This window comes from Parageobacillus thermantarcticus, assembly GCF_900111865.1.
Lineage (GTDB): Bacteria > Bacillota > Bacilli > Bacillales > Anoxybacillaceae > Parageobacillus > Parageobacillus thermantarcticus.
In genome coordinates, this window is record NZ_FOJS01000008.1 from 31,713 (window position 1) to 42,993 (window position 11,281).

An 11,281-nucleotide genomic window follows, 5' to 3' on the forward strand; every position below is an offset into this window, starting at 1 on the left:
CTGGCTGCGGAAGCGGAAAGGGATCCGCTTCCAATAGATTTCCATTAACGACCGCGACGGCGGCTTAAAATATGGTGGCCGTTTTGCAAAAATTGGCTGCGAGACTTTCTCATCGTTTCAATTCGCTCTTCTGCGAGTCTGTCCGCCGCTTTGTACGTCGGGATGCCGTCACGTTTAGCAATCGCAAATACTTTCTCAATATTATCATAAATTTGTTCAATTTTTTTCATCGCGCGCTCACGATTGTAACCGTACAATTCATCCGCGACGTTAATGACACCGCCCGCGTTAATCACGTAATCCGGAGCGTAAACGATCCCCATTTCATGAATGATATCGCCATGTCTTGGCTCTTTGAGCTGATTGTTCGCCGAACCAGCAATGACTTTCGCTTTTAATTGCGGAATCGTTTCATCGTTAATGATGCCGCCGAGCGCGCAAGGCGCAAAAATATCGCAATCGACACCGTAAATATCGTTCGGGTCCACCGCTTTTGCGCCAAATTCTTCGACCGCCCGCTGCACCGCGTCTTTGTTGATGTCGGTAACGATCAGTTTTGCCCCTTCTTCATGAAGATGGCGGCATAAGTGGTACGCGACGCTTCCAACACCTTGCACAGCAACGACTTTTCCTTCGAGCGAATCGCTGCCAAACGCTTCTTTCGCTGCCGCTTTCATGCCGCGGTAAACACCATAGGCAGTCGCCGGAGACGGATTTCCGGATGAACCGAATTCAGGGGAAATTCCCGTGACATAGTCGGTTTCTTGATAAATAATATCCATGTCTTCCACCGTCGTGCCGACATCCTCCGCCGTAATATAGCGGCCGTTTAACCCTTGAATAAAGCGGCCAAACGCGCGGAACATCGCTTCATTTTTGTCTTTGCGCGGGTCGCCGATAATAACGGTTTTTCCCCCGCCAAGGTTCAGTCCTGCTGCGGCGTTTTTGTAAGTCATGCCGCGCGCTAAACGAAGCGCGTCTTCAATCGCTGCTTCTTCCGATTCATACATCCACATGCGCGTGCCGCCTAACACCGGTCCGAGCGTCGTATCATGAATCGCGATAATCGCTTTTAGCCCTGACTCTTTATCTTGGCAAAATAGCAATTGTTCATAATCGTATTTTTCCATATATTTAAAAAGTTCCATAGTGATTCCTCCTCAACAATAGTCTTTTATTTCGATGCGGAGCAAACAGCAAGGGCTAATGAGTAAAGCTTGCTCTCTGCGGAATCGGCACGCGACGTAAGGACGATCGGCGCTTTTGCTCCAGCAATGATTGCGCCGACTTTCGCGTTCGCAAAATAAACGAGCGATTTATACAGCATGTTTCCCGCTTCAATGTCCGGAACGAGCAAAATGTCTGCTTTTCCTGCAACTTCGCTATCAATGCGCTTATGCTCGGCAGCCTTAAGCGAAACAGCGTTATCAAGCGCAAGCGGGCCGTCAATAACACAACCCTTTATTTGCCCGCGCTTTTGCATCATCGTCAATGCCGCAGCATCCATTGTTGCCGGCATGGATGGGTTCACTACTTCCACCGCTGCAAGCGCTGCTACTTTTGGCGTTTCAATACCAATCGCGTGGGCTATCGCAACCGCATTCGAAATAATTTGCGCTTTTTGCTCTAAATCAGGTGAAATATTCATCGCGGCATCAGTCACAATGATGAACCGATCGTAACCGGGGACTTCAAATACCGCGACATGGGAAAGCACTTTCCCGATGCGCAAACCATATTCTTTGTTTAACACCGCTTTTAAAAGCGTGGCGGTCGGAACGTTTCCTTTCATAAGCACGTCCGCCTCATTTAAATGAACGGCTCTGACGGCAAGTTCAGCCGCTTGCATGGCAGAATTGACGTGAACGATTTGAATGTTGTCCAAATTGGCATAATTCTTTTGCTTTAACAGCTGCCAAATTTGTTCCCGATCCCCGTACAACACAAACCTTCCGAAATGGTGATCAAGCGCCATCGCCACCGCGTCGATGACTTCTTCGTCCTCCGCTGCCGCGACAGCTACCGTTATATCGATGGATTTCGTAGCACGATCGATCAACGACTGCAGCTTCATCTAATGCACCAACCTCTTTATAAAATTTGTCGAGTCACTTTACTAAAATGCAAAAAACGTGCCAATAACAAACTTATGAAAACGTTTTATTTTCTGTTCTCACCATGCAGTAATTTGCATATCGCGCAAATTATTGCGTGCTTTTTTTTGCAATTCCGTACTTCTCCAGCTTGTAATATAAATTGCGAATCGAAATGCCGAGCGCACGCGCCGCCGCGGTTTTATTGTTGTTATATTTCCGCAACGCTTGTTCGATGATTTTCGCTTCGTATTGCTCGATCATCTCGTGAAGAGGATGGATTTCCATTTCCTTTTCATGTTTATGAAAAGATGGGGATTCCTTCGAAATATCAAGCGGTGGAATATGATGAACATCGATCATCACTTCATTAAATTTCATAAAAATCATCGCTCGCCCTAATACGTTTTCTAATTCGCGAACATTTCCCGGCCAATCGTAAGACAATAAATAATCGAGCGCAGCCGGCGTCACCCCTTCGACATTGCGGCCGTAGTCTTGATTAAGCTTTTGAATTAAATGCCGGCATAGCGCGGGGATATCTTCTTTTCTCGCCCGCAACGGAGGAATATAAATTGGCATACGGTTTAATCGATAGTATAAATCTTCGCGGAACGTTCCTTCCGCAATTGCTTTTTCTAAGTTGACATTTGTTGCCGCAATGACGCGAACGTTAATCGGAATCGGCTTCGTGCCGCCGACGCGAACGATTTCTCCTTCTTGCAGCACACGAAGCAACTTTGCCTGCGTATTGGCAGAAAGTTCGCCAATTTCATCAAGGAAAATACTTCCATTATTCGCCTCTTCAAATAACCCGCGCTTTCCTCCTCTTTTCGCTCCGGAAAACGCTCCTTCTTCGTAGCCAAACAATTCGCTCTCTAATAGTGTTTCAGAAATGGCCGCGCAATTCACGCGAATAAATTTGTTATATTTTCGATCACTCGCGTTATGAATCGCATGGGCGAACAATTCTTTCCCCGTGCCGGATTCGCCGCGAAGCAAAATGGTTGCCGGCGTTTTTGCCGCCAATTTTGCCTGCTCGATCGCTACCGTTATTTCCTCCGACGTCCCAATAATATCGGCAAATGAATATTTCGCTTCTAACGTGCGGATAATTTGCCTTGCTCGATTCAATTCGGCTGTGAGCCGTTGAATTTCCGAAACGTCATGAATCACACCAACGCTTCCTTTTAATACGCCGTCAACGATGATTGGCGCCGCATTCACCACGACATCACGGTTTTTCGGGCCAACTTTCATGCGCACGCCACGAATGGGCCGGCGCGTTTTTAGCACTTGCATATGCACGCTTTCTCCTTCAGCGATGTCAGCAGTTGCTGGTTTGCCGATGACTTCTTCTTCCGATAGGCCGGTAATGCGCGTATAAGCGGGATTGATGAAAATGCCGTTGCCGTGCTCATCGACAACTGAAATCGCTTCTTCCGAGGAATGGATAATCGCCTCAAGCATGATGCGCATTTCTTTTAAATCCGTGATTTCTTCCGCTAGCTTTACTAGTTCTGTAACGTCTTTAAAAACAGCCAGTGCGCCGATCAGTTTTCCCGTTTCATCCATCATCGGAATCCGTGTTGTAATAATTTTTTTGCCATTTTTTAATTTTAATTCTTGATGAAATTCGGTTTGTTTCGTTTTTAACACTCGCGGCAATCCGCTCGCTGGAATAACTTCTAAAATATGTTTTCCAATGACTTCCTCTTTATCTACTTCCATCATTTCCGCAGCGCTATTATTCATATCCGTAATGTACGCAAATTCGTCAACGACAATCATTCCGTCATGCGCAGAATTAAAAATTAAGCCGCGTCGCGTTGTTTCGCTTTTCAGTTTCGCAATCAGCATTTCTTTTTCTTTGACAAGTTCGGCTATCATTGGCGCGACTGTTCCCGGAACAACGATTGTGTTTGGAGCGCATCGTTTGCGAATCTCCTCTAACACTTTCTGTTTTCCCGTCGCTTCAATAATAAGGTCTATTTCTTCGCTTATGAAAGCACGCCAGTCCGTTCCGGTTGGAATGTTTCGTTCTTTCGCCACTTTCATCCCGGGAGATTTTCCATCAATATCCACCACAGCGACAATTTGAAACATAGCCGTTTGATCCAACAGCTTTAATAACGCCGTGCCTCCATTTCCAGCACCAACGATCAATACCTTTTTCACCTTATCACCGCTCTTTTCATTGTGCAAGTTTTTGCAGATATTTTTATCATAATTGTTTTTTCTTTGCTTGACAAATGGTGCCAAACCGTTATGATGGTTCATGAAGCGACTTTTTAAGCGAAAGGAATTCGATCGTGATGCTGCGGATCATCGCTCTTCTCATTTTAGTCATTCCCGGTTTGTTAGCCGCATTAGGCATTAAATGGATGCGTGACACATTATTCGGCATTTTGCATTCCCCATTTCCGTCTCTTTCCCTGCAATTTTTAGGCGGCTTTCTTTTATTTGCGGCCGGCTTGGCATTTATCGGGGGATTTATTTTGCATCGTGACCGGAAACGAAACAAAGTCCAGCCGCGGTTTCAGAAAAAGAAAAAAACGCCCTAATATTGCGTTGAGGGCGTTTTTTTGTTGCGCACTTCTTTCGCCTTAAGCGGATAATCCGTAAAAATCGCATCCACTCCGTATTGGAACATTTTTTGCATCAACGACTCTTTATTAATCGTAAACGGGCGCACGGCAATTCGGTGGCTGCGGGCTTGACGAACAAACGGTGCTGACACAGTCCGATGATAAGGATGGAGCCCGTCTGCTCCGATCGCTCGAACGTATTTCCATGGATCGTATAAAGGCTCCATATATAATATAGCCGTCTCTATATTTGGCGCAAGATGGCGGCAAAACGCCATGCTATTATGGTTAAAAGACGATAAAACGGTGCGTTCCTCCAATTGATAGCGCTTGATCATATCGATGACTTTTTGCTCTAGTGTTTCATATACAACGAAGCTATTTTTTAGTTCAATATTCAACAACAACGATGTCGAGCGAATCCATGCCAGCACTTCCTCAAGCAGAGGGATGCGGCAACCATCATATTGATCAGCAAATTTATACGCGGCGTTAAATTGTTGTAATTCGCGGTACGTAAAATCTTTTACCCAGCCTGTTCCATCTGTCGTTCGGTCGATCGTTTCGTCATGAATCACAACAATTTGCCCGTCTTTAGTCAGCTGCACATCCAATTCAATCCCGTCCGCCCCGACTCGCTCCGCTTCCAAAAAAGCGAACATCGTATTTTCCGGATGTGTGCCGGCAGAACCGCGGTGCGCGAAAATTTTGGTCATGCGTTTTGTTTAACTCCCTTCTGTCAACCTCATGCAAACGTGATCATAAAAATATATGCGGAAAAACAAAAAAATTGCTATACTGTTTTTACTAGCAAGCGAGGTGATAAGAAGATGAGACCGCTGCAAATTTCCTTAGAAACAGCGCAAAAATTAGCGAAAGCGCTAGGAATGCCGATCGAACAAATTATGCATATGCCTCAGCACATTTTAGTGCAAAAACTGCTCGAATTAGAAAAAAAGCAAGGTGAACAACCATGAAAAAAGGTAGTCGCCACAGACTACCTTTTTTATCTTTAAGAAGCTTTATGTTCGAGTCTCAACTTGTCCGCCACCATCGCGATGAATTCCGAGTTCGTCGGTTTGGCTTTGGACATGCTTACGGTGTAGCCGAACAAGGAAGAAATCGATTCGAGATTGCCGCGGCTCCAAGCGACTTCAATCGCATGGCGGATCGCCCGCTCGACACGGCTAGCGGTCGTGTTGTATTTTTTCGCGATGTCTGGGTAAAGCACTTTCGTAATTGCGCCGAGCAATTCAATATCGTTATATACCATCGCGATCGCTTCACGTAAGTATAAATATCCTTTAATATGCGCCGGAACGCCGATTTCGTGAATGATGCTCGTGATGCTTGCATCCAAATTTTTCGGCCTGTTATCCCGCGTTTGGTAAGCAGACGTTGCTTTTTTCACCATTGGCGCTGCTTTTCCATGCACTTGGCGGATATGATACACCAAATTTTCCATGTCAAACGGCTTTAAAATAAAATAAGAGGCGCCAAGTTCAACCGCTTTCTTCGTCACATCTTCTTGGCCAAACGCCGTCAACATGATGACGTTCGGCTGTTTTTCCCGCTTCGCACGAATTTTTTCCAATACGGCCAATCCGTCTAAATGTGGCATAATAATGTCCAACAATAACACGTCCGGCTGTTTTTCCTCAAGCATATATAAGCAATCTTGGCCATTATAAGCAGTCCCGATCACTTCCATATCGTTTTGGCTAGAAATATATTCTTCGAGCAAATTCACTAACTCACGATTATCGTCCGCAATACATACTTTAATTTTCAAGAAAATCTTCCCCCTTACTCCCAAAATTCTATTGTTATGTAGATGAAAACTCCATTATAATAAGTTCGACAATACAATGAAAAATCCTTTCATTTTTTAAAAAATATTAAAAAAAACAAATAATTTTTGGAATTATATCAAAAAACGACTTGATTTGACAATTTTTTATGGAATACGAGCATGATTTTATCGAAAAATCTCTTTACATATCCATTTTATATGATGTTTTATCAAATATCTATGCAAAAAAAGCTGAATTTATGACGTTTTTCACGAAATTTTTTGTAAATAAAATTTCAAAAAGGCGAGCTCGTCAGCTCGCCTTTTTGTTCGATTTCCCGTATATATCAATTCCCGCTTCGTGTAACATCCATTCGATATGAACGCCATAGCCAGATGTCGGATCATTGACAAATACGTGGGTAACCGCGCCGACTAATTTTCCATCTTGAATAATCGGGCTTCCGCTCATCCCCTGAACGATTCCGCCCGTCTTTTTTAATAAACGCGGATCAGTGACACGAATGATAAGACCTTTTGTGGCTGGAAATTTTTGTGGAATGGTACTTACAATTTCAATATCAAATGGCTCGACTTTATCATTTTCCACAACGGTCAACATTTTTGCCGGTCCTTCCTTGACTTGGCTCGATAACGCGATCGGAATCGGCTTCGTAAAAATTCCGTTGTCGATCGGTTTGGACAGCGTGCCAAAAATGCCAAACGGACTGTTATCAGTAATATTTCCGATAACTTCCTTATCGCTTGAAAATCGTGCTAATTTCTCACCAGGATTGCCACTGCTTCCTTTTTCAATGGATGTAACGGTCGATTTCATAATTTGACCGTTTTGCACAACAATCGGTTTTTTCGTATCCATATCGGAAATGACATGACCTAATGCTCCGTATTTTTTGGAAACAGGGTCATAAAACGTCATCGTGCCAATGCCGGCGGCAGAATCACGGATGTACAATCCGATGCGGTAAGCGTGATCGTGTTTATCCTTTAACGGAACTAATTTCGTCGTAAAGGAGTGTTGGTCACGAAGAACTTGAAGATGAAGCGGTTTTCCTATTTTTCCTGCTTCTTCAATAAAAGGAGAAAGATCATCCATGTTTTCGATTTTTTTTCCGTTAATACCGGTAATCATATCTCCCACTTTAATGCCGGCAATTTCGCCCGGCGATTTTTTTCCGTTTTCTGTTTCGATTAGATGGTAACCAACGACAAGAACTCCTACTGTATTTAACTTAACGCCAATCGATTGCCCTCCGGGGACGACCTTTAAACTTGGCAGCACTTTCACATCCACTTGTTTTACCGGCATGCCAGCAACTTCCAATACCATTTTCTTTTCGCCACGTTGTTTTGCTTTTACGGAAAACGAATGAGCATGTTTGTGAACTTCTATCGATTTGGAAGCGTCTTTTACCGTCGTTTGCACTGGGAGCGCTGTAGAAGAAAATCGCATCGTTTCTCCTTCAAACATCACGATTTGTTTTGGAATTTGCAAATACTCTTTAATCGGTTTTGACATACTAATGATCGTCAGCGAAACAAGGAGAAAAACCCCTATTATTTTCCGGATTGCCTCTGCACTCAATCTTTTTCACTCTCCTCGCTCCCACCTACACCCTTCGAAAAAGCGGCTACAGTTTTAATTTTGCCTTAAACCGTGGAAATATAATCGCTTTCCCCATAAAAAAAGCTACCCATAATGGATAGCGTTTCATCCTTTGATTTTCGCTGCTAGTTCAAGCAGCTCTTTTGCATGTTGCTTCGTTAGTTCTGTAATTTCCACCCCGGAAATCATCCGGCCGATTTCTTTTACTTTTTCTTCGTCCGATAATGCTTTTACCGATGTTCTTGTACGATTTCCGTCCGTTTCCTTGGCAATAAACAAATGCGTATCCGCCATCGCCGCTACTTGCGGTAAGTGAGAAATACAAAGCACTTGCGAACCGATCGAGACGCGGTAAATTTTTTCGGCGATCGCCTGCGCAACCCGACCGCTGACACCTGTATCAACTTCATCAAAAATGATGGATGTAACGCCTTGATGTTTGGAAAAGATGCTTTTTAGCGCGAGCATGATGCGTGACAATTCCCCGCCAGAAGCTATTTTCGCCAACGGTTTTAACGGTTCGCCAACGTTTGTGGAAATGTAAAATTCCACATCATCGACGCCATCTTCGTGAAATTTCACTGGTACGCCGTCAAGCAACGGCGCATCGAGCCCTCCTTCTCTTTTCGTAAATACGATATCAAATTGCGTTTTTTCCATGTATAACTCTTTTAATTCTTGATGAATATGGTTAATTAACATTTTCGCATATTTTTGGCGAACGTTCGTCACATTTTTCGCTTCGATTAATAAATCTTCCGTCACCGATTTTAATTCTTTTTGCAGCTCATGGATATGCGTTTCGCGATGTTGAAGTTCATCGATTTCTTCGGCAATTTTTTCGGCATATTGCAAAATATCTTCGATCGTCGCTCCGTATTTCCGCTTTAATTGGTTAATTTCGCTAAGACGGCTTTCAATTAAATCAAGGCGAGCCGGGTCATACTCTAATTGTTCAAGCTCATCGCTCAATTTATACGTAATATCTTCCAATAAATAATAACTATTCGCAATCGTTTCGTACGCTTCTTTCAATGCCGGGTTGATAGAGGCAACATCTTCTAAATGGCTCATTGCCAATCCAATCCAATCAAGGCCGCGCTGTTCGCCGGATAACGCCTCATAACTATGTTTCAGCGCCTCATAAATTTTTTGAAAGTTCACGATTTTTACTTTTTCTTCCATTAATTGCTCATCTTCGTTTACTTGCAAATTTGCTTTTTGAATTTCATCAAGCTGAAATGTTAATAAATCAAGACGGTGCGCCATTTGCTGCTCATTTTCATTTAGCTTTTTTAACTTTTTCCGCAATTGTTCATATTTCTCATAAACGGCGCGGTATTCTTCAAGCGCGGCCGCAATTTCCGCTCCGCCGTATTCATCGAGCAGCGGAAGATGCCGTGACGGATCCATTAATTCTTGATGTTCATGTTGGCCGTGAATATCGACAAGCGTAGAACCGATATCGCGCAATATAGACGTTGTCACTAATTTTCCATTGACGCGGCACACGCTTTTTCCGTTCGCAAAAATTTCACGGCGCAAAACAACCATGCCTTCGCTAATATCGATACCGACTTCCGCACATTTGTCGTAACATGGATGGTTTTCATTATCCAATAAAAAAAGCCCTTCTATTTCCGCCTTCTCTTCCCCGTAGCGGACAAACTCCGCCGAACCGCGCCCTCCAATTAGCAGCTGGATCGCGTCAATAATAATCGACTTCCCCGCTCCCGTTTCCCCGGTTAACACCGTCAGCCCTTTGTCAAACGAAACCGACAATGATTCAATAATCGCAAAATTTTTTATGGATAATTCCGCTAGCAAGTGGAATCACCCCCATGTTTAAAGCATTCCTAACAATTGCTCGGAAACCTTTTCGGCATCTTCGGCTGTGCGGCAAATAATAAGGCAAGTGTCATCTCCGCAAATCGTTCCAACGATTTCGTTCCAGTCTAAATTATCAAGCAAAACGCCAATGGCGTGCGCATTGCCTGGCAACGTTTTTAAAACGAGCAAATTGCCAGTTCCATCAAGCTTGACAAACGCATCCATTAAAGCGCGCTTTAATTTTTGCGTAGGGTTAAAGCGCTGATCGGAAGGAAGGCTATATTTATAGCGGCCATTGGCCATCGGCACTTTGACGAGCTGCAGTTCTTTAATGTCTCTTGAAACGGTCGCTTGCGTTACATTAAATCCTGCTTTTTTCAGCATATCGACAAGCTCGTCTTGCGTCTCAATTTCGTGGTTCATAATAATTTCGCGAATTTTAATATGCCTTTGTCCTTTATTCAAATTCGACACCTCGCACAAATGATTTCACGGGAAAAACGGGAATAACCATCACCGTTATTCCCGGCTTTTCAACTGCAAATGGGCTTCTTTCACTACCTCGCTGACCGATTTCGGCAAGCGGTTTTCCCCTATTTCTTTGCCGCCTTCAAAGCGGAGGTGAAGCAAAAATTCGATATTTCCATCACCGCCGGTAATCGGGGAGTGCGTTAAATTCATTGCATCAAACCCTTCGCTAAGCGCAAAGTCGATGATGGACGTCAACACTTCTTCATGCACGTTCGGGTCGCGAACGATGCCTTTTTTGCCGACTTTTTCTCTGCCTGCTTCGAATTGCGGCTTGACAAGGGCGACCACATCGCTTCCGGGAACAACCACCGTCTTTAATACAGGCAATATCAGCTTTAATGAAATAAATGAAACATCGATCGTTGCAAATTGTGGAAGCCCTTTCGTAAAATAATCGGGCGTGACATAGCGGAAATTCGTCCGTTCCATTACAACGACGCGATCGTCCTGGCGCAGCTTCCACGCTAGCTGATTATAGCCGACGTCAAGCGCGTACGATAGCTTCGCGCCATGCTGCAGCGCACAATCGGTAAACCCTCCCGTAGATGCCCCGATATCCAAAACGATTTTATCTTGGACGCTCACATCAAACGTGCGCAGCGCTTTTTCGAGCTTCAAGCCGCCGCGGCTTACATACGGAAGCGCGTCACCTTTTATCGTTAACGGGATATCTACGGGAACTTTTTCGCCAGGCTTGTCTAGTCGGACTTCGTTTGCGTACACAAGCCCAGCCATAATCGCCCGTTTTGCTTTTTCACGCGTTTCGATTAAACCTCGTTGAACAAGTAATACATCTAGACGTTCTTTTTTCCCTTTCATC

At 44.2% G+C, this 11,281-nt stretch carries 11 protein-coding genes; 2 read left to right on the forward strand and 9 right to left on the reverse strand.

The genetic code is table 11. The features are described 5' to 3' along the window. Positions 1–44 precede the first annotated feature (44 nt). The 3 genes from BM278_RS06510 to BM278_RS06520 all read right to left on the reverse strand — a co-directional run bounded on the left by BM278_RS06510 (position 45) and on the right by BM278_RS06520 (position 4,271). Positions 45–1,148, reverse strand: a complete 1,104-nt coding sequence (locus tag BM278_RS06510) for a leucine dehydrogenase (protein WP_090948551.1) — start codon at positions 1,146–1,148, stop codon at positions 45–47. A gap of 26 nt (positions 1,149–1,174) precedes the next feature. Beyond that, entirely contained in the window at positions 1,175–2,074 is a 900-nt protein-coding gene (gene yqiS, locus BM278_RS06515; RefSeq protein ID WP_090948552.1) for a phosphate butyryltransferase, read from the reverse strand. A 130-nt stretch (positions 2,075–2,204) separates the two neighbouring features. Beyond that, positions 2,205–4,271 carry a sigma-54 interaction domain-containing protein gene (locus tag BM278_RS06520; protein WP_090948610.1) on the reverse strand — a complete coding sequence of 689 codons (2,067 nt, stop codon included), beginning with the start codon at positions 4,269–4,271 and terminating at the stop codon, positions 2,205–2,207. A gap of 137 nt (positions 4,272–4,408) precedes the next feature. Here BM278_RS06520 and BM278_RS06525 point away from each other — a divergent pair, with 137 nt between their 5' ends. Next, positions 4,409–4,657 (forward strand): DUF2627 domain-containing protein, encoded by a 249-nt coding sequence (locus tag BM278_RS06525; protein ID WP_090948553.1) that lies wholly within the window; start codon positions 4,409–4,411, stop codon positions 4,655–4,657. Here the strand turns inward: BM278_RS06525 and BM278_RS06530 are convergent. Continuing rightward, positions 4,654–5,397, reverse strand: coding sequence for a glycerophosphodiester phosphodiesterase (locus BM278_RS06530; protein WP_090948554.1), 744 nt, complete (start codon positions 5,395–5,397; stop codon positions 4,654–4,656). The genes BM278_RS06525 and BM278_RS06530 overlap by 4 nt on opposite strands. A gap of 114 nt (positions 5,398–5,511) precedes the next feature. Here BM278_RS06530 and BM278_RS06535 point away from each other — a divergent pair, with 114 nt between their 5' ends. Continuing rightward, complete coding sequence (locus tag BM278_RS06535) at positions 5,512–5,658, forward strand: YycC family protein (protein WP_090948555.1); 147 nt, start codon at positions 5,512–5,514, stop codon at positions 5,656–5,658. Positions 5,659–5,693: 35 nt separating this feature from the next. Here the strand turns inward: BM278_RS06535 and spo0A are convergent, their stop codons facing one another. The 5 genes from spo0A to BM278_RS06560 form a co-directional block, all read right to left on the reverse strand. After that, positions 5,694–6,473: a sporulation transcription factor Spo0A gene (gene spo0A, locus BM278_RS06540; RefSeq protein WP_090948556.1), complete on the reverse strand. Its 780-nt coding sequence runs from the start codon at positions 6,471–6,473 to the stop codon at positions 5,694–5,696. 313 nt (positions 6,474–6,786) lie between these two features. Beyond that, complete coding sequence (gene spoIVB / locus BM278_RS06545) at positions 6,787–8,079, reverse strand: SpoIVB peptidase (protein WP_090948557.1); 1,293 nt, start codon at positions 8,077–8,079, stop codon at positions 6,787–6,789. Positions 8,080–8,205: 126 nt separating this feature from the next. Next, complete coding sequence (gene recN, locus BM278_RS06550; RefSeq protein ID WP_090948558.1) at positions 8,206–9,927, reverse strand: DNA repair protein RecN; 1,722 nt, start codon at positions 9,925–9,927, stop codon at positions 8,206–8,208. A gap of 18 nt (positions 9,928–9,945) precedes the next feature. Next, a complete protein-coding gene (gene ahrC / locus BM278_RS06555; protein WP_090948559.1) occupies positions 9,946–10,395 on the reverse strand; it encodes a transcriptional regulator AhrC/ArgR in 450 nt (149 codons plus the stop codon). 54 nt (positions 10,396–10,449) lie between these two features. After that, entirely contained in the window at positions 10,450–11,280 is an 831-nt protein-coding gene (locus BM278_RS06560; protein ID WP_090948560.1) for a TlyA family RNA methyltransferase, read from the reverse strand. Position 11,281: the final 1 nt, after the last annotated feature.

Excerpts from the sequence above, each read along its gene's own strand:
- BM278_RS06510 (WP_090948551.1), bottom strand. The coding sequence starts at position 1,148 with ATGGAACTTTTTAAATATATGGAAAAATACGATTATGAACAATTGCTA.
- yqiS (WP_090948552.1), bottom strand. The coding sequence starts at position 2,074 with ATGAAGCTGCAGTCGTTGATCGATCGTGCTACGAAATCCATCGATATA.
- BM278_RS06525 (WP_090948553.1), top strand. The coding sequence starts at position 4,409 with ATGCTGCGGATCATCGCTCTTCTCATTTTAGTCATTCCCGGTTTGTTA.
- BM278_RS06530 (WP_090948554.1), bottom strand. The coding sequence starts at position 5,397 with ATGACCAAAATTTTCGCGCACCGCGGTTCTGCCGGCACACATCCGGAA.
- BM278_RS06535 (WP_090948555.1), top strand. The coding sequence starts at position 5,512 with ATGAGACCGCTGCAAATTTCCTTAGAAACAGCGCAAAAATTAGCGAAA.
- BM278_RS06560 (WP_090948560.1), bottom strand. The coding sequence starts at position 11,280 with ATGAAAGGGAAAAAAGAACGTCTAGATGTATTACTTGTTCAACGAGGT.